We start from the raw sequence: 19,347 nt of genomic DNA on the forward strand, positions 1-19,347 counted from the left end.
TTTACGTTTTGCTTTAATTAAACCCTACAACTCAAAATCAAAAAGTATTATTACAAATATAAAATATTTTCTTATTATGATTAAAAACTAGACTTGCATCCCAAAATTAATGAAATGTTGCGAACATGTAAATTAACGCAAAGCTCTGATATTAATAAGGTTTATTTAATTTTACTTTTATCAACACGCAGATAAGCCTTTGTTAATACGAGATAAATCTATATCTCTCAGCTTGTTTCAAGAATAATGCAATGTGGGAATTTGAAATGATTGATCACGAGAATAATAACAAAACTATTATTAGAAATTAATAAATGGTTACTAATGATTCTATATGAGCTTCAATATAATTAACGTTCTAAATGGGGACGATGAGCATTATGAATAGACAAAAAAGCCCACTCAATCTATGAGTGGGCTTAAGTAAATAGCATTAATAAATTGAGCTTGGGATCTTACTTCGTAAATATTTTATTTGTATTTACATCAAGATAAATTTTGTTTTCAAGGGACAACCCACCACAATAAATAAAATAGACATCTCGATTGCTGTACTTAACAGATTTCACCCATCCGCCTAATTCTTCAAAATCACTTGGGGCACACTCCCCCTCAGAGATCAGTTTAGCCACCGAATTACGGAATTTTTCTTGATGGATCTTGAGGTCATCAGACTTAACCAAATAGGAATCCAATATCTCTTTGCTTTCTTTTTCCGAAATAATGACTTCATCATTCGATAAGCCTGACATAGAGACCCATTCCGCCGTCTGTGGGCCGCCTTCTTTAAGGACTATATAGTCTGAGATACGTGCCCATTCGCCTTGTTTCTCGAGTACCACCACCTTTTCCCCTTTATAGAGGTAATCTGTTATCAAGCCATCAATTTCAGGTTGCTCGACCACTTCAAGCTTTCTCTCCAAAACGTAAAATTCCGTCTGCTCGGGTTCAGGCTGAAGATCCATGATGGGTACAAGCTCAGATTCAGATTGCTCGGTAGCTTCTAACGCCGGCTCTTCCGTTTTCTCTTGTGGGATTGGGTCTTTATTCATGACCAAGAAGTAGTATGCCGCTCCTCCCCCTCCGCCCAATATCAACAACACAAGTAAAGCGATCAGCGCTTTTTTCATCAAATCCACCAGCTCTTCCGTTATAGGTATGTCTCAAGTGTACATCAACTCATGCTGCTGCTCATCTATACTCTCAATAGAGCGCACGGTAAGTAGAGGAAAGTCATGAGTTTTTGGGGGAAAGTTATCATTGTAAGCGTAACTTTGAGTGCCAATGTCGCTCTAGCGAATCATTGTGACCGTGAAAACTGGCAAACACTGTTGGATCGTCAGCTCTCTTTTGAAGGTCGCTATAATCAGTACACCAAAGAGTTCAACCAAGTTCTTTCAACCTATGAGTCACAGACATTGTTATCTAAACACTTTAATGAAAAGCAGATCATTGAGCTTTGGGCAAAGTATGAAGAAAGGTTTAATGTGCAGCTCAATAGTCATATGAATACCGCGTATGACGTCTCCGAGGTTTTGCTACAACAGGCGTATGTTGTGTCTAGTGAACTTGAAGGCGCTGACTCTCTAGCGTATTCATGGCAAGCCGTCGCCAAACACTGCACCAAAGCAAGACTCCCGCGCCAGGCAGAAAGCGCAAAGGTGCACGTACAAAGCTCACAATCACTCTCCCGAGATCTCCATACACTCAGTGAAAAATTCCGTCGGCTGTCTTCAAAATACCGCAGAGAAGCGACGATGATTGATGAAGCGCGCCACATAAACCAACCAGCAAACGATGCATCAAACTGAAATCACCATTAGATTCTCTCACTCGTTCGACTGGACTTTTCCGATAAATATGCTCAATCCCATTCATAATATTCTAAGAACTCGTTAATCAAAGCTTTATCAATAGGTTGTAAAAGTAATGTGCTATCTATCAACAATGAAGTTCAATTTCCGACCAATGCAAGCGAGTATGTGAGATATTCATCACAAAATAGATTTACAAACGCCAGAAAATTGTTATCATGAATCTTCATATAACTTAATAACAAGAAACATTTTGGCTAGGTAATATGCAAAAGACTATGGCTTTCAACTGCTTGAGTAACACGGAATGGACTGCAGAGATAAGAGGTAAACTTTTATCTGTAGCTAAACACATGGAAGAGTTCGGTTCGGTAAGTGAGCTAGAGCTATGTAAGATATTTGGAGAGACAATTTGGAATGACGGCGTGGATTATCATTCACATGCTTTTTCATTCAGAATTAATGCACAAACTGGGGATTGTTCAATCTCTAACTTTAAGTATCACTAAGTTTTGCACCTATCATATACGGAGTACCTTTCACGAGGTGCTCCGTTTTTTATTGCCTGAAGCCTGACACTTAATGGATGATTTTTGATATTGACCGCGCTTCTACTTCAGGAGTAAACCATTTCGTTTTCAGCTCATTCTGCCTTCGTGTTACTGCTCAGAGTTTGGCTTAATCGGTATAAATTGGCAGTGGTGCATTGCCTTTTACTTGTCTTATCGCAAGGTGGGTATGAATATCTTTCACGTTAGAGAGCCTTTGAAGTTTTCTTGTAAATGCCTCGTAGGCCATCAAGTTCGGGCTAACCACTTCTAGCAAATAGTCATAAGCCCCAGATACAACGTGGCAACTGATCACCTCTTCCATCTCTACAACAGCCGCCTCAAACTTATCTATCGACACTTCTTGGTGGTTGTTTAGGCTCACCTCAACAAACACACTCATTGCGATGCCGACTTGTTCTCGTGACAAGCTCACACGATAACCGTCAATAATGCCCTTTTCTTCTAGCCTTTTGACTCGTCTTGCACAAGGCGAAGGTGATAAACCCACTTCATCAGCAAGTTCAGCCGTGGTTAACCTGCCATCTTTTTGTAGCAGTTCGAGAAGATGCCTATCAATTCTATCCATAGTAAATGCCAAACATTAGTTAAATCCGTTAATTATTTGGTGAATATTAGCAGAAATCATCAACGATAGTTCAAGTTTAGCCAAAACTTGCCAACCTGTGGCACACCAACTGTTCCATAATGAGTCATCACCCACTCTCCTTCTATATTATGAATCTTGGCTACTTATCTATTACTGTCACCCTACTCATTTGGGCGAGCTTTTTTCTTTCTCTTAAAGGCGGCGCAAATTCAGATTTAACACCTGCCGATATCGCTCTCACAAGATTTCTCATACCGGCTTTGGTGTTATTGCCTTTGATGTGGAAAGCACGCAGCGCAATTGCCGTCGTCCCTAAACGGTATCTAACGGGTATGTTCGTAGGTAGCGGATTACCTTATCTGCTTGTTGCCGGAACGGCCATGCAGTTTGTTCCGGTATCTCATGGCAGTGCTCTTGTTCCGGGCACGCTTCCTCTGTTCGTTACAGGAATTGCGGTACTCTTTTTTAAGCAGCCACTCAGCCGACATCGTGTTGTTGGTTTAGGTTTGGTTTTGCTCGGCATACTGTTGTTTTTAGGGAGTAGCTTAAGCAGCTTCAACTTCGAATACACCAAAGGTCATTTGTTGTTTTTATGCGGAAGCTTAATGTGGGCGATGTTCACCATCTCAGCCCGTGTCGCTAATCTTAATGCGTTAGTCAGTGCCGGTTTTATTTCTCTCTGTTCTACTTTGCTTTTACTCGTCCTAATCCTGACTGGAACCCTCCCAAGCCACCTAATGGACACAACAATCGCTAATTGGCCCTTCACGGAGCTTGCCGTTCATTCAACAGTGCAAGGCGTTGGGGCGGGTTTAATCGCTGCGTTCACTTACCTTTATGCGGTTAATACCTTAGGGGCTGAACGCTCTGCCGCTTTTGGCAGTGCAACACCCGCAGTGGCGACCTTGTTGGCGATCCCACTATTCAACGAGATTCCTGATGCGATGACTTGGCTCGCCCTTGGTTCTATTTGCATCGGCAGTTTGGTCGCGAGCAACATATTCATGAGAAACGACCAGTCGATGCAGTACCAACCGCCAAGCCATAGCAAAGCCTGATACTGCGTTCAAACCTAAATACAGTTCCCCTAAGCATCGATTTTAGGGCTTGTAGTACACAGATAAGCCTGCCAACGCAGGCTTATCTAAAATCTGCTTTTTCTAAACTCGCTTCTCCATTAAACTGTCCGACCTTTTTGCAGATCCAAGAGAACACCATGCAACGCGACTACACCTTAAATTGCTTAATCACCATGCCTCGCCATGAACTAGAAGAATTTAGTTTAAGAATGATTCATCGCCTTGTACCTGAAGATGCAATGACGGAATTGTTTACGTTCGAGCAAGAAGAAGTCACCAGCGAAGAACGCATGCAATCAGCGAAATTTGACGCAATGCTTCGAATGACAGCTATCGCGCTTGGTGAAGTAAACCTAGCCTTCTCAGAGTCGGATAACTCGCAACAGAACATCGAGCGAATGACTCGCCTACTGCTTTGGCACTTCTACTCAATTTCTTTCAACCTTGAAGAAGCAATCGCAATCGAAGTGCACTGTGAGAAAGTAGAAAAGATCTTAAAGAACGCACCTAAAGATGCGTTTGGCTGGGTTAAAGAATTAACTGAGCTACTTCACTTCTACGCGAAAGTGAACGAAGGCAACGAAGACAGTAAAGACGCTTAACGTTAGTTCTACGTAAGTACACATCAAGCTAAATCGAAGGCAGATAGAGCTATACCGAGGGCAAGTAAAAGCTTTGCTGAAAGGAGTTCTCTGCCTTTGTTGTTTCTAGCACGCTGTGATGTAACATCAGTATCGACTGCGCGATCTTGGTTCCTATTCCCAAAGAACCATTCGGCGCTTCCAGTTCAACCTCATTATGAATCACCACCTTCACCCGTTTGGAATCCGCTTCAAAACCAACATCTAACGACACCACAGTGCCACTTGGGCTATGCCTCAATGCATTATCTAACAGATTCAAAATCAACCTCTCAAGCAGATCACTGTCACCCACAGCCTTGATTCCAATAGGCATATTAATGTTCAACTCAACATTCTTATGGCGATATTTGCTTTGTATCGTTTCTAAGCATTCGCTCATCAGCCCATTGAAATCGATTGAAGCGTATTGATATGTGGGTACCGGGTTATCTTTCTTGGCGCTATCTAACAGCGAATGGAGCTGTTCAGATAACTTGTTGCCATTGCGATATGCCACATCTATGAGTGGATCCGAATGTGGGTTTTGAATCCTCCACGTTTCTAGATACCCCAATACACTCGACAATGGCGTTTTCAAATCATGACTGAGCTGTAATAAGCTTTGTCTTCGATGTGACGACTGATATTCAAGTTGCAAAAATTGCTGTTGAATGTGCTTCGCCATCAACTGATACGAGCGTGCAATCGGCACCAATTCTGGTACTTGATGAATGAAGTTCGGGTCCAATCGAAAATCTTGCTCTGCTTGTTGTTGCAACTTGTTAGTTACTGCTTCTATTGGGTTTAACAGGCTACGTTTGACCAACAGATAAGCTCCAACCGCAAAACCCAAGATAGAGATCAGCATGAGCCCCGCGAGCGCAATGTATGGCGTATCGACCTGCGAATTGGCAATCACCGTGTGACGATTACTGCCAATCAACACATACAGATACCCAACTGTTGAACCCAACTCTTCAATCGCTGCTACGGAAAACACCTTACGAGCCCCGGGATTGATCGGATCTTCCCCCAGAATGGGATAAGGCTCGTCGTTTAAAAACTGTTGAATGGGTGCTAAGTCTATCTGGTTGGCTAACACAGTGCCTTCTGGCGCAGCATGAGTCGTAATCTTGCCCTGACTGTCGAGGAAATAGATATCAAAATCTGGCCCTATCAACATCAAGGTGTGGAAAATGGATTTGAGCGCTTTAGGGTTGTAGTCGGTACCAATCATCAGAGGATTATCATCGCGCATATGAACCGCGAGCTCTTTGTGTAAGCTCTGCTTAGTTCTTTGTTCTATCGTCTCTTTTTGCCAATTATAGGTATAAGCAATCACCACACTCACGAGCAGAAACCACAAACTGGTGAACAACACTAAACGCGATTTGAAACTCATGTTCTCTCCTCGATGGCTCTTAGGTCTTACTGGCCTTTTAGTAAACTTCGGACGCGACACATAGGCCTAAGCTTTCGACTCAAACTTATAACCAACACCCCAAACGGTTTTAATGAAATCATCATCACTATTCGGCATCGCAAGCTTGGTTCTTAGCCGGTTGACTGTGCTACACACGGTATGGTGATAGCCAGAGTGATGAGTATTCCAAACATGATCGAGCAGCTCGTCTTTGCTATACACACGCCCCGGGCGGGTTGCTAAGAAATGAAGTAAGGTAAACTCGGTAGCTGTCAGCGGTACGTCTTGGTTATTGAGTGACACCTGATGGCGTTCAGGTTGAATAGTGAGCACACCAAAATTCATAATCGATTCTGCTGTCACAACCTCTTGAGTCGCTGATTCGACATGGCTTAAACGGCGAAGCACGTTCCTCACTCTTGCTTGAAACTCGAGAACGCTGAAAGGTTTCGTTATGTAGTCATCAACACCGGCTTCTAAGCCTGACACCTTATCTAACTCAGCGTCTCTTGCGGTTAGCATGAGTACTGGCGTCCAATCCTCTTGCTGACGCAACATTCGACAGAAATCGAGTCCGTCACCGTCTGGTAAGCCACGATCCAGTACGATCAAATCGAAATGACCCTCTTTATAGAGCGCCTGAGCCTTTTCAATCACATTAGCTCTGATTACGTTATGCCCTTGGAACTTAAGATGCATCTGCACCAGTTCAGCCAAGTCATCATCGTCTTCAACCAACAATATGTTTGCCATCAAATTTACCGCAGCACTATTCATGATCCCTGCTCTATTCTGAGTCCGCCCACCTTTCAATTGACCGGAACAGAGCAGGAATTCTTTCATCGTGCTTTCAACCTGTTACTGAGTTCGAGTAATGGTGATTCTTGCACCGGGGTTAAGGAAACGATGATTTGCACTTAAAGTAGAAGTCGTAAGGCCATCATCTTGGCTGATTACGCCAGAGTGAAAACTCACTATATCGGTGTCGTCTCGTGTGGTATTAAAACCTTCACCACCGCCTGCTGGTCCCGGAATGGTTGCAGCAAGCTCATCGTTCAGCTCAGTTCCCGAATCCCAAACATTCATGTTCATGGTAAAGGTATCACCCACCGCTAATGACTTGAGTGATAATCCGGATTCGCCGACAAACGCATCATTGGTGTTCACCAACATGGAAGCAACTGAGATATACCCTTCTTGATTTGGGTCGACACGAATCGACACCGTGTCTTGCTCACCTGAAAGAATCAGTCCATTGCCTGAGATGCCTTGATAAACATTGGCGTCACTGTCACTGAGCGCAAGCAATTGTGCATTACTACCCCCTTCCGCCAAGTATTCCAGATCGACAGAGGCACTTTGCCCAACTTCAAACAGATCAAAATTCGTATTGTGAGTCAACACCGCGAGTGGTGACATTGGTTGATTGGGGGTGAGGTTAGTAACACTCACATCATAGCGATAGTAATCGTCGTCATCGTCCGGACAACCCGCTAACACAGCTACTGATGCAGCGATAAATAGAATTCTAGCTTTCATACATCCCCCTTACTTCACAACAATGGTGATAGTTGCAACAGGGTTTAACCATCGATGGCTACTGCTATCGAGGTCACTGATGCCGCCCGCCGCATCACCATCACCAATGTTACCTGGATGAATATGAACCTTAGCGTTTGATACTGCCGTTTCTACACCTGTGCCACCAGCGCCAAAGGTAATGAATGGAGGGTTCGGCATACTGCCCGCCAGCTCATCATTGGCTTCTGTGCCTGCGTCATAACCATTTAGAGTCGCTTTGTAGGTGCCCGCTTGAGTTGGGATCTTCCAGCTATCTAGACCAACAAAGCCGTCGTTTGTCGGCAGCAACATTGCACCCAATGATAGGTACTCTAAATCACCAGTACTGATATCAAACGTAGTTGCGACGCCTGGATTGAGGATGCCGGCCGCTGGGTTCTCAACCACCACGCCTCCCGCGTTGGCAATGACACCAGATAAACCTGAAATATCGCCACCTTCGGCCATGGACTCTAGTTCCGAAGAAGCCGTTTCACCCGTTCTAAACATGAACAAGCTTGAGTCATGAGCCGCCGCTAAGATAGGCGTAAAGTAGATCCCTTTCGTTGCATTAGTGACAGTGACTTCAAGCTCAGCAGCCTGAACTTGAGTCGCTCCGAAGGCCAACATAGCCGAGCTGATCACTAAGCTGATTTGAGTACGTTTATTCATTTTGATTCCATCCTTTATCGAGTCCTATCGTTGCCAACAAAACGAATAACAGCGATATACCGTTACCTTTGCCAGAACGAACTGTGGTGTTGTTGACTCTAAGAATGACGATCAAATCTATCAGCAACTTCATTGAATTCTCATAAAACTCTCACAAGTTTATCCAAACTTATTACTGCAAATAAAAATAGCGATAAAGTACTAATATTTAATCGAAAAATATCAATTTATCATTTACGTCAGAAGGGATAGAAAAGAAGATAAAGAATAGAAATGGAACGAATAAAACGCAAAAAGGCCGAATCGATTTAACGATTCGGCCTTTATTCTAGCGTACTGTTGTTACTCTTTCCTAAGCCGTATTTGGCCTTTCAATCGAGCTAACAACACAACATCAAATTAGAACGCGTAGTTTGCGTCAATCAGTTCGCTAACTTCCACTTTGCTTACTTCAGCACGAGCTTCAAGCCATTGAGCAACTTGCAGTTGTTCTGCTTCTGTTACTGAACGGTAGCGCTCAATTGAGCATAAGAAACCTTCAAACAGCTCAAGGCCGCCGCCACCAAAGCACAGACCGATGCTGTCGATGAAATCAATGAACTCATCAATGAACACATCGTATTGATCAAAATCAGTAATCGATGTCTTGCAGCTTACTTCAAAACCCAGAATCGCGAATTCACCTAGGTATAGCTTTTTGCGTAGGCGACGATTTTTGTTTTCGATTTTATCTAATTTCATAACTGCCTCTCTTTTCGTTTGATAAAGCATTTATACACAGTTCCACATCAATCCCCAAGAGTTTTGTATTACACAAGGGTGTTAATGGCAAAAATCGTGCTACAGAAACAAAACCTTAATCAAATCTATAAAAATCTGTCACTTAACTGCTTCACGATTAGTCACACATTGACCCAACTTATTAACCAATTAGTTAGTAGGTGGGTAAGTCATGAATAACGAATAATAAAATCAGCCAATAGGAAGCAGTAAAGATGAGCAAGGGAACATTTGATAGCACTCGTTTTAATAAGAGCAAAAACAAACCCTTCGAAGAAGTTTTAGATGCGAACCTTTCAAGAAGAAATGTTCTCAAAGGCGGTTTAGGCATCAGTGCAATGACGGCGTTTGGTGCTTTTGGTTTAGCAGGCCACAGCACAGCGCACGCGGCGACAGCATCATCTAGCGCACCGCAAAAAAGCACTGCTACACTTGCATTCGAATCGGTTAAAGGCTCACTGACAGACAGTGTCGTTGTGCCAAAAGGCTATACAGCACAAGTATTGGTTCCTTGGGGTACTCCACTTAACAAGCAAGGCAATGCTTGGTTAAAAGATGGAACCAACAACGCACAAGATCAAGCAAACTCACTGGGCATGCACCACGACGGCATGCACTTCTTCCCGCTTAATGGCAACAGCAACGACGGTTTGTTGGTGATTAATCACGAATACATCGACCAAAAAGCACTGCACGCTAATGGTCCTACATACGATGAAGGCAACCGCCCTAGCCTTGATGAAGTACGTAAAGAGATCAACGCACACGGCGTGAGCGTGGTTCGTGTAAAACTTGAAGGCAACCAATGGGTGATGGTCGATAACGATCCTCTGAACCGCCGCTACACAGGCGCGACCGTAATGGATCTGTCTGGTCCTGTTGCACACAGTGAATTTACCAAAACCAAGTTCTCACAAGACGGCAGCCAAGCTCGTGGCACGTTGAACAACTGTGGTAATGGCTACACACCATGGGGCACTTACCTAACGTGTGAAGAAAACTGGCCGGGTTATTTCGTTAACAAAGGCGAGACAACACCAGCGCAAGAACGTATTGGTATCGCTACCGACAAAACACGTTACGGTTGGGACACGCTTTCTGGTGACAAACAAGAACGCCTAGACGAATTTGCTCGCTTTGACGTAACACCAACAGGTGAGTCAGCAATGGACGATTACCGTAACGAAGCACACGGTCACGGCTACATTGTTGAAATCGACCCATACACAGCAAACTCTCGCGCTAAGAAACGTTCTGCACTGGGTTGTTTCCGTCACGAAGGCTGTACGTTTGGTAAGTTGACCGAAGGCGAGCCGATCGTATTCTACTCTGGTCACGATTCTCGTTTTGAATACCTATACAAATTCGTTTCTGAAGAGAAATGGGACCCGCGTGACGCAGAGCCGAGTAATCGCCTAAGTGCGGGTGACAAGTACATGGATAAAGGCACGCTGTATGTGGCTAAGTTCAACGATGACGGTTCAGGTACGTGGCTACCACTAACGTTGGGCAGCAAGACTACAAACGGCGGCAAGCTAGGTGATTCATTTGACTCTCAAGCAGCGCTTATCATCAATACAGCGGGCGCTGCCGACCTTGTTGGTGCAACGCCAATGGATCGCCCTGAATGGTGCTCTGTTGACCCAATGACGGGTACGGCTTACCTAACGCTGACTAATAACAACAAGCGTAAAGAAGCGAACTCTGCGAACCCTCGCGTAGACAACAAGTTCGGTCATGTTATCCGTTGGAATGAAGGCAAAACGGCAGGCGAGTTCGATTGGGATATCTTCGTATTTGGTTCACCAGCAGTGGAAGACAAGTCTATTAACCGCTCTGGTCTAACAGACATGAACCAGTTCGCGAGCCCTGACGGCTTAGCGTTTGATGCTCGCGGCATTTTGTGGATTCAGACGGATAACGGCGCAGACGAAGTAACAGGCTACACTAATGACCAAATGCTGGCTGTCGTTCCATCTCAGTTAACGGATGACCAAGGTAACAGCGCGGTAATTGATACTAACAATCAAGCACAGCTAAAGCGCTTCTTTGTGGGTCCAAACGGTTGTGAAGTGACTGGCTTTACCATCAGCCCAGACTTCAAATCACTGTTTGTGAACATTCAACACCCTGCGAACTGGCCATCATCAGACGATGCAACGGCTCAGACTCAAGGCAACGTTCGTCCGAGAGCATCTACCGTTGTGATTCGCCGTGAGGACGGTGGTGAAATCGCGGTTTAATCGGTAGAACTGGCTAAGATCGGAAACATTTCTAACATCTAGCTATGTAAAACCAAAAAGAGCGATAAGGCCAAATGCCCTATCGCTCTTTTTCTATTCTATTCAATCTTCGGTTTAAGTAAGAATCCTAGCATTCAAGCTCATCGTCATACCAAGCTCTCGTTAATCGCAGTTAACTCACGAACAACCACACACCAACACCCATCATCAAAGTGCCGGCAATGCGGTTCATCAACTTCACGTTATCAGCCTTACCGAGCATGTGCTTAAGGCTCTTACCGCCTGTCGCGTACAGAGTCATACAAACAAACTCAGAAACAAGAATAATCGACACGAGAATGAACAACTGCGGTACTAAGCCTTTACTGCTGTTGATAAAAGGAGGCAGCAAAGAAATCATAAACGCCCAGCCTTTTGGGTTCGCAATTGCAGTGACAAAACCTTGAACCACCAAGTCCCAATCATTGCTGACTTTTGTTGTTTGGTTGTCAGTACTGATCGCCAGTTTGCCTCTCGAACGCCACATCTGAACGCCTAAATAAAACAGGTAACCCGCACCAACAAATTTAAAGCCCGTAAATAGCCATGGGTAATTCAACATGATCGAAGCGATACCCAATACCGCGGCAATAGAAACCACAGCGACACCAGCCAGTTCACCGATCATCATCCATAATGTACGCTTGTATCCAACACTCATTCCAAGTGTCAACGCCAAAGTCATACACATACCGGGCGTGATTGACACGAAGAAAAACGTGGGAATAAAAGCCCAAAGTAGTGCGCTATCCATATTATTACCTTATCGACTTGTTTTTATTTATTAGTTCTTGTTTCTTGATCGGGCTTGAAATGAAGCGAGGTTGAAACGAAGCAGTAATGACAATAAACAATATTGCGATCAATACAAACAAAAAGAGCCACATAACAGTGGCTCTTTTCAATCACCAACCGTAATTACTTACGACGGTTTTTAATTCGCTTCATCATAGTCAAACGACGTTCAGCGCTTGCTTGATCTTGCGTCTCTTCGTTCGCGTTGTTCTTACGACCTTGGCGGTTTTTGTAAGCCGATTTAGTGTTCAGCTTCTCGATGTAAGCATCACGTTTCTTCGGTTCATAACCCGGTTGTTCAACACGACGAATGCGCTGTTGAATCAGTTTTTCAACTTGAACGACAGTCAGCTCTTCTTCGCGGTTAACGAAAGAGACAGCGTGACCTTGCTTACCTGCACGACCTGTACGGCCAATACGGTGAACATAGTCTTCTGCTAGGAAAGGCATGTCGTAGTTAATTACGTGTGGTAAGTCTTCGATATCAAGACCACGAGCCGCAACGTCGGTTGCTACCATTACACGCGCTTTACCTTCTTTAAAATCGTCTAGAGCACGACGACGAGCACTTTGCGCTTTATCACCGTGACACAGTACTGCTTTAATGCCGTCTAGCTTAAGCTCTTTAACTACATCGTTCGCTGTTTCTTTGTAGTTAACAAAAACAAGCACTTGGCGCCAGTTTTTACGACCAATCAGCTCAGAAAGCAGTTCTGTTTTACGCTCTTGATCCACTGGGTAAACCACGTGGCCGACAGTAGCAGCCGTTGAGTTTTCGCGCTCAACACTAATACGTTTTGGTTTACGCAGAATATCAACAGACAGTTGGTTTAACTGAGTAGAAGTCGTTGCAGAGAACATCATGATTTGCGGTGATGTTTCTACATCCAACATGATCTTACGAACGGCATTGATAAAGCCCATATCAAGGATACGGTCAGCTTCATCAAATACTAGAAATTCTAAGTTAGCAATAGACACGTTACCCGCTTCTAAGTGCTCTTCTAAACGGCCAGGTGTTGCAACCAAAATATCCACACCCAGTTCTAGTTGACGAACTTGTGAAGACATCTTGTTACCACCGTAAACCGCAGAAACACTTAGATCTGTGTATTTAACGTAGTCTTTAATGTTTTGAGCGATCTGCGCAGCAAGCTCACGAGTTGGAGCAAGAATAAGGCCGCGAGCCGTTCCTCTAGACGCCTTTTTACCGCTGTTCAAAAGGTGTTGGATAACAGGCAATGAAAATGCCGCTGTTTTACCCGTACCGGTTTGAGCAGTAGCAAAAATATCATGGCCTTTACGAGCCATTGGAATCGCTTTTTGTTGAATTGGAGTGAGTTTTTCATAACCACACTCAGTCAACGCTTTGACTAATTCAGGAGCAAAACCTTGAGAGGAAAATGACATTGTTACGGGTTCCTTAAGCAGACAGCCTACATTCTTATTTCAGCCGAGCACTATAAAGTAATTAGAGTGATTTATCTCACATTTATCGTGATATAACGCAAACTTTCTCATTTAATCTGGTGTTTATCCCGCCTTCAACGAGGTAAACACCAAGATCCTTGGTTCAAACAGCAAAAACAGGGCTATTTGATGCCACACAGCTTGAGTAGAATCTGCTCGAGATCGCCCCATGGCATGAGCTGCGAGTCGATCACTTCCAGTCGAGATTCAAAGCCATCAAGCGTAATTTCGTTCACAGACACGACTTGATTCGCCACATTGAATGCGTAGCAACCTTGGTCGGTGTTCACGACAGCTTTTACACGCTCGGCCGTTAGATCTGACAACATAGAGAATAGCGCATCGAAGTCGAACTTATGCTCTGCGCCAAACAACCAACCACAACTGAAATAGCCCTGTCCTTTATTCTCTTTACGGATGAAAGCTTCACCAGGAGGAAGTTGGAATTGAGGCTCTTGTTCAGCGTGATCGTGATGATGCGCTTCAATATGAGATGAAGCACTGCCGTATACTCTTTCAATGTCTAACACTTCCAATGGCACTTCACCATCGTGAATTAGCTTATGGAAGACTTTTGCTGGCGTTTGATCCGTCACCCAATCATTGAACACATCGATGTCGTCAGAATGAACAAGGTCAACCTTAGTACCAAGAATCACATCTGCACTATTTAGTTGATCATTAAAATTCTGATTCGAGGTGTACTTTTCATTAGACAGATTTCGTGGGTCAACCAAACCAAGCGTCGCTTTTAAATCGACATATGGTGTGTACTGATCGGAAGTCAGTGTCGCTATAACCTGTTTAGGGTGACCAAGCCCTGTCGGCTCAATCAATAAACGGTCTGGCTTTTGGCGAAGTAAGGCATTAATACCCACTGACATAGGCACGCCCGCAGTACAGCACATGCATCCACCCGGCACTTCTTTAATCAAAGCGCCTTGATCTGTCATCAATGCACCGTCAATGCCGATTTCCCCGAATTCATTAACCAGAACAGCCCAGTTTTCATTCTCAGGTTTATTTTTTAGCAGGTTCAAGATGGCTGTCGTTTTACCAACACCCAAGAAACCCGTAATGATGTTTGTAGGAACTTTTTTAGTCATATCAGTTCTCCTTTTTAAGGGAGTATATACTCAATCACCAAAAAGTTGACCCCAATCGATTGTTTACACTGAGATTCGTTAATAGAGGTTGGCGCGAAAATAATCAGAAGAGATAAAGCAGTAGAAGCGGAATGAGGAAATGGGATGCTCCAGACGAACTAAAGGCGTACTTACTCAGTACGCCTCACCCTCGTTACTCAATCGTGAGTTCGCGAATCAGGAAGCCTTAAATATCGACCTGAACATTTAACGAGGAACTAAAACTTTGTTTCTGAATCCATCCAAATTGTGTGTAAAACCTCACTTCTCCTTGCGGTTCGTTATGTTGCTTTACAATTTAACTATGGTTCATTTTTGGGGATATTCAAGCCACCACCAGAGAATCGATCAAAATTGTGACGGCGATTCCACAATTGCCCATAGATTCCATTTATGTAACACGTACATTCCATAAATGAAATTCAACTTTTCATCTTTGCTGCTATAGGATATGCAGAGGACGCGTATAATTTATGACAACCCCGCCTTAACCCATTCAGGAGCCTTATCTCAATGACCAGAAGAGAGAAAATTAAGCAATCCTTATTAGCCAAAATGCCAAGGGATGCTATTAATCAATTTCTCTCAAGAGATAAGACACCCGCTTCCGTTCTCTTTCTTTCTTGTATTGTAGGTGTACTTGCTGGCGTAGTGGGTACCTATTTCGAAGTCGCGGTTCATTTCATCACAGAAACTCGTACCGATTGGCTTAAAGATGAAATCGGTAGCTATTTACCCCTTTGGTTGGCCGCTTTCCTTATTAGTGCTGCATTTGCCTTTATTGGTTACTTCCTCGTTCACCGCTTTGCTCCAGAGGCTGCAGGCTCAGGCATCCCCGAAATTGAAGGTGCGATGGACGGTATGCGCCCTGTTCGATGGTGGAGAGTATTGCCAGTAAAATTCTTTGGCGGTATGGGCGCATTAGGCTCTGGTATGGTTTTAGGTCGAGAAGGACCAACCGTTCAAATGGGCGGCAGTATTGGTCGCATGGTCACCGATATCTTTCGAGTCAAAGACGATGACACTCGCCACTCACTGTTGGCTTCAGGTGCCGCTGGTGGCTTAGCCGCCGCATTTAACGCACCACTGGCAGGAATCATGTTTGTGGTTGAGGAGATGAGACCACAGTTTCGCTACTCACTCATATCAATCAAAGCTGTCATCATCTCAGCAGTTTCAGCCAACATTGTATTTCGTTCTATCAATGGCCAATCTGCCGTTATCACAATGCCTCAGTACCAGCCGCCTGAACTCGACGCACTTTGGTTATTCTTATTATTAGGTGTGTTGTTCGGCCTGTTTGGTGTGATTTTCAATAAACTGATTACGCTTTCCCAAGACCTGTTTGTGGCGATCCACAAGAATGACCGTAAACGCTACTTGATGACAGGCACCCTACTTGGCGGTTGCTTTGGCTTGTTGCTCCTTTATATACCTGAATTAACTGGTGGTGGTATTGGTATCATCCCGAACATCACGAATGGCAGCTACAGCGCCAATGTGTTGTTGCTGATTTTCTTAGGCCGAGTCCTCACAACCCTGCTTTGTTTCGGCTCTGGTGCGCCAGGCGGTATCTTTGCACCAATGCTTGCGCTAGGAACACTCTTTGGTTATGCGTTCGGGCTTATCGCAGCAGCATTCTTCCCTGAACTGAATATTGAACCGGGTATGTTTGCCATTGCTGGCATGGGAGCCTTATTTGCTGCCACTGTTCGAGCGCCTATCACTGGCATACTGTTGGTTATTGAAATGACCAATAACTACTACCTGATCCTGCCGTTGATCATCACCTGCTTAGGTGCGGTAATCATTGCTCAAATGTTGGGTGGGCAGCCAATTTACAGTCAACTGCTTAATCGTACGCTGAAAAACGAAAAACTAAGACAACAAGATCTCCCTCAACAAGAGAAAGTATGTTAATTACAAATGACTCATGAAACAAAAGCACACATTCAACGTGCTTAATCTCCCGATTCCGTATCAAAATCAAAAAAGCAAACGTTAAACTTGGTATCATCCACTCAAAATTAGTTGAGTGCCCTCAAAATCTATTGATGAAAGGCCTACACACTCTAACTAAAGCAAATATTCTAAAAGTCTTTAATTAACTAAGTCGGAGTAAGTCGTTGAACTGGAGAAGATTAACCCAAGTAAAAAATGTGCCGCCATCTCAGGCGTCTTTAGCACTTGGCGTTATTGGGTTAGGACAAGCTTGGGCGTTATATATCCCGGGCATTGGTGAGATAATTCGTCCCTACCTCGCTGCATTCGGCGCGCTATTATTGCTGCCTGTTTTACTGCGCTATTTAACGAGCTTTAATACCTTCCTTAATGACATTCGCCACCCGTTAAGTGGAAGCTTGATGGCACCAATGAGCATGGCTTTATTGATTCTGTGCGACTATTTAGCCGAGATATCGCCAGCTATCGCCTATCCAGTTTGGTTCTGCGCGCTATTGCTGCACTTTACCATGATGGTGTTGTTCTTTAGTTTTCAGATCATCAACTTCAAAATGTCGAACATTGTACCGAGTTGGTTTCTGTATCCGGTCGGTTTGATCAGCAGCTCCTTAGCAGGCACACAGTTCGGGCACACTGTATTTTCAGAAACACTTGCTGTCACTTGTATTGGTATCTATTTCCTTATGTTGCCAGTGGTGTTGTACCGCTTGGTGTTCGAAGGCAATCTTCCTCGCCGAGCAAGACCAACACTCGCTATCATGGCAGCTCCGGTTAACTTATCTTTAGCCGCTTACTTGGTTAACTTCGACAACCCAGACCCAATTCTAACAGGTGCATTGTCGGGCATTGCCATCACCATGACTCTGTTAATTTACTTGTGTTACATCCGCCTAATGCGTTTGAAGTTCCAACCTTCAATTGCTGCCGTCACCTTCCCATCCGTTATCAGCGCTATTGCCATGCATCGTCTAACCACATTTTTCGGCGCGGAATACCCACAATGGTACTGGCTGCACAAGTTCGGATTCTTTGAGCTAACCATCGCCACCATCCTAGTAATTTGGGTCGCAGGTGGTTACGTGAAAATGTACTGGCCTGAGTTTTTCGATTCCGACTACATGTCCAAGAAGATGAAACGTTCTTAGATAGAAGCGAAAAGATCTTAGCTGAACCATCGTGTTCTGCAGTAGTCGATGATGTCAGACAAAACCAACCAAACCCAAAAAGGCCTCACACTGTGAGGCCTTTGAATAGGCAAGGTATTAATAGTTCAGGCGAGTGTTACTAGAAATACCGAGACCTATTAGAAGTTAGCGTGAGGGCCGAATACTTCGTAATGAACGCGTGAACGGTCAACTTTCATTGCATCTAGCTGCTCTACGATGTTCTTCATGAAACCAACAGGACCACAGATGTAGAAATCGCTCTCTTCAAAGCCTTTAGTATCAGAGATAGACGCTAGATCCATTTGACCTTGATGCGTGTTTTCACATGCAGATTCATCTTTGTTCATGTACCACGTTTTCGCTTCCCAACCTTTGTCGGCAACAATATCTTTAACACGAGTCGTGAAAGAGTGTTGGCCTACGTTCTCACAAGCGTGAAGGTAAAGTACTGGCTCGTTTTTATCTTCCGTGTTTAGGAACTCAAGCATAGACTGCATTGGCGTTACACCAACACCTGCAGAGATAAGTGTTACTGGCTTGCCGCGCTCTTGATACATGAAGTCACCCGCTGGTGCGTATAGGCTAACCTCATCACCAACAGCAACCGTATCGTGTAGGTGGTTAGATACAACGCCTTGTGTCTCTTGGCCTTGTCCTTCACGTTTAACAGAAATACGGTATTGCTTGCCGTTTGGCTTATCAGACAGTGAGTATTGACGAATCTCGCTGTATTGAGAGCCTTCTGGTTTCACTTCGATACCGATGTATTGACCTGGTGTGTAATCCAGAACTTCACCGCCGTCTTTTGGCTGAAGGATAAAGCTTGTTACTAGCGCTGACTCTTCGATTTTGTCTGCAATCACAAACGCACGCGCTGCTTCCCAACCACCAACAGCTTGCTTACGCTGTAGGTAAAGTTCAGCTTCACGATCGATGAATACTTGCGCCAAGAATAGGTAAGCGGCTGTCCATGCTTCTTCCACTTCTGGAGTAAAGGCGTCAGCAGCTAGTTCACGTAATGTCTCAATCAGGTGCAAACCAACAATTTGGTAGTGCTCTGGTTGAATGTTAAAGCTTGTGTGTTTCTGAGCAATACGTTCAACGGCTGTTGTTAACGCTGCTAGATTTTCAATGTTCTTTGCATATGCCGCGATAGCTTCAAACAGTGCTACGCCTTGGCGACCTGTTCTTTGGTGAGTCATATTGAAGATATCTTTCAACTCAGGGTTATGCGTGAACATACGTTGATAAAAATGCTGAGTTAAAGCTGGGCCTGCGCTCTCAAGTAGAGGGATAGTAGATTTGATGATTTCGATATGTGCATTGTTAAGCATGAATTTACTCCGAACACTGAGCCTTATGACCTATATGTCATTTTGACTACTAAAAATTAAGAATGACTTATCGATTTTCTGAAA

Annotated in this window: 19 protein-coding genes; 7 read left to right on the plus strand and 12 right to left on the minus strand. The window is 44.2% G+C overall.

Annotation, left to right across the window (positions count from 1 at the left end; translation table 11 throughout):
* Positions 1 to 455 precede the first annotated feature (455 nt).
* Complete coding sequence (locus AB4371_RS16385; protein ID WP_372150342.1) at positions 456 to 1,139, minus strand: SH3 domain-containing protein; 684 nt, start codon at positions 1,137 to 1,139, stop codon at positions 456 to 458.
* Positions 1,140 to 1,235: 96 nt separating this feature from the next.
* Here AB4371_RS16385 and AB4371_RS16390 point away from each other — a divergent pair, with 96 nt between their 5' ends.
* Together AB4371_RS16390 and AB4371_RS16395 are read left to right on the plus strand one after the other, a co-directional pair.
* The gene (locus tag AB4371_RS16390) at positions 1,236 to 1,811 is read left to right on the plus strand and encodes a hypothetical protein (RefSeq protein ID WP_372150343.1); all 576 of its coding nucleotides are present in this window, start codon (positions 1,236 to 1,238) and stop codon (positions 1,809 to 1,811) included.
* Positions 1,812 to 2,080: 269 nt separating this feature from the next.
* Positions 2,081 to 2,323, plus strand: a complete 243-nt coding sequence (locus tag AB4371_RS16395) for a hypothetical protein (RefSeq protein WP_017062621.1) — start codon at positions 2,081 to 2,083, stop codon at positions 2,321 to 2,323.
* A gap of 169 nt (positions 2,324 to 2,492) precedes the next feature.
* Here AB4371_RS16395 and AB4371_RS16400 read toward each other — a convergent pair whose 3' ends face one another.
* Positions 2,493 to 2,951 carry an Lrp/AsnC family transcriptional regulator gene (locus tag AB4371_RS16400; RefSeq protein ID WP_017062622.1) on the minus strand — a complete coding sequence of 153 codons (459 nt, stop codon included), beginning with the start codon at positions 2,949 to 2,951 and terminating at the stop codon, positions 2,493 to 2,495.
* A 149-nt stretch (positions 2,952 to 3,100) separates the two neighbouring features.
* Here AB4371_RS16400 and AB4371_RS16405 point away from each other — a divergent pair, with 149 nt between their 5' ends.
* Complete coding sequence (locus AB4371_RS16405; RefSeq protein WP_372150371.1) at positions 3,101 to 4,030, plus strand: DMT family transporter; 930 nt, start codon at positions 3,101 to 3,103, stop codon at positions 4,028 to 4,030.
* Positions 4,031 to 4,188: 158 nt separating this feature from the next.
* Positions 4,189 to 4,653 carry a hypothetical protein gene (locus tag AB4371_RS16410; RefSeq protein WP_017062624.1) on the plus strand — a complete coding sequence of 155 codons (465 nt, stop codon included), beginning with the start codon at positions 4,189 to 4,191 and terminating at the stop codon, positions 4,651 to 4,653.
* A gap of 49 nt (positions 4,654 to 4,702) precedes the next feature.
* On the opposite strand, the gene AB4371_RS16415 is transcribed toward AB4371_RS16410, so the two are convergent.
* The 6 genes from AB4371_RS16415 to AB4371_RS16440 form a co-directional block, all read right to left on the minus strand.
* Positions 4,703 to 6,076 (minus strand): sensor histidine kinase, encoded by a 1,374-nt coding sequence (locus tag AB4371_RS16415; protein ID WP_372150344.1) that lies wholly within the window; start codon positions 6,074 to 6,076, stop codon positions 4,703 to 4,705.
* Between the two features lie 66 nt (positions 6,077 to 6,142).
* Positions 6,143 to 6,874: a response regulator transcription factor gene (locus AB4371_RS16420; protein ID WP_017067448.1), complete on the minus strand. Its 732-nt coding sequence runs from the start codon at positions 6,872 to 6,874 to the stop codon at positions 6,143 to 6,145.
* An 81-nt stretch (positions 6,875 to 6,955) separates the two neighbouring features.
* Positions 6,956 to 7,636 carry a spondin domain-containing protein gene (locus AB4371_RS16425; RefSeq protein WP_017072230.1) on the minus strand — a complete coding sequence of 227 codons (681 nt, stop codon included), beginning with the start codon at positions 7,634 to 7,636 and terminating at the stop codon, positions 6,956 to 6,958.
* Between the two features lie 9 nt (positions 7,637 to 7,645).
* Positions 7,646 to 8,329, minus strand: coding sequence for a spondin domain-containing protein (locus AB4371_RS16430; RefSeq protein WP_372150345.1), 684 nt, complete (start codon positions 8,327 to 8,329; stop codon positions 7,646 to 7,648).
* Positions 8,322 to 8,462 carry a hypothetical protein gene (locus tag AB4371_RS16435; protein WP_017067451.1) on the minus strand — a complete coding sequence of 47 codons (141 nt, stop codon included), beginning with the start codon at positions 8,460 to 8,462 and terminating at the stop codon, positions 8,322 to 8,324. Before AB4371_RS16435 ends, AB4371_RS16430 begins: the two co-directional genes overlap by 8 nt.
* Before the next feature lie 266 nt (positions 8,463 to 8,728).
* The gene (locus AB4371_RS16440; protein ID WP_017062629.1) at positions 8,729 to 9,070 is read right to left on the minus strand and encodes a YggL family protein; all 342 of its coding nucleotides are present in this window, start codon (positions 9,068 to 9,070) and stop codon (positions 8,729 to 8,731) included.
* A 254-nt stretch (positions 9,071 to 9,324) separates the two neighbouring features.
* Here AB4371_RS16440 and AB4371_RS16445 point away from each other — a divergent pair, with 254 nt between their 5' ends.
* Positions 9,325 to 11,352, plus strand: coding sequence for a PhoX family phosphatase (locus AB4371_RS16445; protein WP_372150346.1), 2,028 nt, complete (start codon positions 9,325 to 9,327; stop codon positions 11,350 to 11,352).
* Between the two features lie 172 nt (positions 11,353 to 11,524).
* On the opposite strand, the gene AB4371_RS16450 is transcribed toward AB4371_RS16445, so the two are convergent.
* From AB4371_RS16450 to AB4371_RS16460, 3 genes are all read right to left on the minus strand, one after another.
* Positions 11,525 to 12,145, minus strand: coding sequence for a LysE family translocator (locus tag AB4371_RS16450; RefSeq protein WP_372150347.1), 621 nt, complete (start codon positions 12,143 to 12,145; stop codon positions 11,525 to 11,527).
* 164 nt (positions 12,146 to 12,309) lie between these two features.
* Positions 12,310 to 13,596 (minus strand): DEAD/DEAH box helicase, encoded by a 1,287-nt coding sequence (locus AB4371_RS16455; protein WP_017069159.1) that lies wholly within the window; start codon positions 13,594 to 13,596, stop codon positions 12,310 to 12,312.
* Between the two features lie 182 nt (positions 13,597 to 13,778).
* Positions 13,779 to 14,762, minus strand: a complete 984-nt coding sequence (locus AB4371_RS16460) for a GTP-binding protein (RefSeq protein WP_372150348.1) — start codon at positions 14,760 to 14,762, stop codon at positions 13,779 to 13,781.
* 552 nt (positions 14,763 to 15,314) lie between these two features.
* Between AB4371_RS16460 and clcA the strand changes: the two genes are divergently transcribed.
* On the plus strand, positions 15,315 to 16,721 hold the full coding sequence (gene clcA, locus AB4371_RS16465) for a H(+)/Cl(-) exchange transporter ClcA (protein ID WP_372150349.1): 1,407 nt from the start codon (positions 15,315 to 15,317) through the stop codon (positions 16,719 to 16,721).
* A 239-nt stretch (positions 16,722 to 16,960) separates the two neighbouring features.
* Positions 16,961 to 17,908 (plus strand): TDT family transporter, encoded by a 948-nt coding sequence (locus AB4371_RS16470; RefSeq protein ID WP_372150350.1) that lies wholly within the window; start codon positions 16,961 to 16,963, stop codon positions 17,906 to 17,908.
* Positions 17,909 to 18,066: 158 nt separating this feature from the next.
* On the opposite strand, the gene hmpA is transcribed toward AB4371_RS16470, so the two are convergent.
* Positions 18,067 to 19,263, minus strand: a complete 1,197-nt coding sequence (hmpA, locus tag AB4371_RS16475) for an NO-inducible flavohemoprotein (protein WP_372150351.1) — start codon at positions 19,261 to 19,263, stop codon at positions 18,067 to 18,069.
* Positions 19,264 to 19,347: the final 84 nt, after the last annotated feature.

Origin of the sequence: Vibrio sp. 10N.261.51.A3 (genome assembly GCF_041471965.1) — a bacterium.
GTDB classification, from domain to species: Bacteria; Pseudomonadota; Gammaproteobacteria; order Enterobacterales; family Vibrionaceae; genus Vibrio; species Vibrio crassostreae_C.

Coding starts and splice junctions, on each gene's coding strand:
- AB4371_RS16390 (WP_372150343.1), top strand. CDS start 1,236: ATGAGTTTTTGGGGGAAAGTTATCATTGTAAGCGTAACTTTGAGTGCC.
- AB4371_RS16395 (WP_017062621.1), top strand. CDS start 2,081: ATGCAAAAGACTATGGCTTTCAACTGCTTGAGTAACACGGAATGGACT.
- AB4371_RS16400 (WP_017062622.1), bottom strand. CDS start 2,951: ATGGATAGAATTGATAGGCATCTTCTCGAACTGCTACAAAAAGATGGC.
- AB4371_RS16405 (WP_372150371.1), top strand. CDS start 3,101: ATGAATCTTGGCTACTTATCTATTACTGTCACCCTACTCATTTGGGCG.
- AB4371_RS16410 (WP_017062624.1), top strand. CDS start 4,189: ATGCAACGCGACTACACCTTAAATTGCTTAATCACCATGCCTCGCCAT.
- AB4371_RS16415 (WP_372150344.1), bottom strand. CDS start 6,076: ATGAGTTTCAAATCGCGTTTAGTGTTGTTCACCAGTTTGTGGTTTCTG.
- AB4371_RS16420 (WP_017067448.1), bottom strand. CDS start 6,874: ATGAATAGTGCTGCGGTAAATTTGATGGCAAACATATTGTTGGTTGAA.
- AB4371_RS16425 (WP_017072230.1), bottom strand. CDS start 7,636: ATGAAAGCTAGAATTCTATTTATCGCTGCATCAGTAGCTGTGTTAGCG.
- AB4371_RS16430 (WP_372150345.1), bottom strand. CDS start 8,329: ATGAATAAACGTACTCAAATCAGCTTAGTGATCAGCTCGGCTATGTTG.
- AB4371_RS16435 (WP_017067451.1), bottom strand. CDS start 8,462: ATGAAGTTGCTGATAGATTTGATCGTCATTCTTAGAGTCAACAACACC.
- AB4371_RS16440 (WP_017062629.1), bottom strand. CDS start 9,070: ATGAAATTAGATAAAATCGAAAACAAAAATCGTCGCCTACGCAAAAAG.
- AB4371_RS16445 (WP_372150346.1), top strand. CDS start 9,325: ATGAGCAAGGGAACATTTGATAGCACTCGTTTTAATAAGAGCAAAAAC.
- AB4371_RS16450 (WP_372150347.1), bottom strand. CDS start 12,145: ATGGATAGCGCACTACTTTGGGCTTTTATTCCCACGTTTTTCTTCGTG.
- AB4371_RS16455 (WP_017069159.1), bottom strand. CDS start 13,596: ATGTCATTTTCCTCTCAAGGTTTTGCTCCTGAATTAGTCAAAGCGTTG.
- AB4371_RS16460 (WP_372150348.1), bottom strand. CDS start 14,762: ATGACTAAAAAAGTTCCTACAAACATCATTACGGGTTTCTTGGGTGTT.
- clcA (WP_372150349.1), top strand. CDS start 15,315: ATGACCAGAAGAGAGAAAATTAAGCAATCCTTATTAGCCAAAATGCCA.
- hmpA (WP_372150351.1), bottom strand. CDS start 19,263: ATGCTTAACAATGCACATATCGAAATCATCAAATCTACTATCCCTCTA.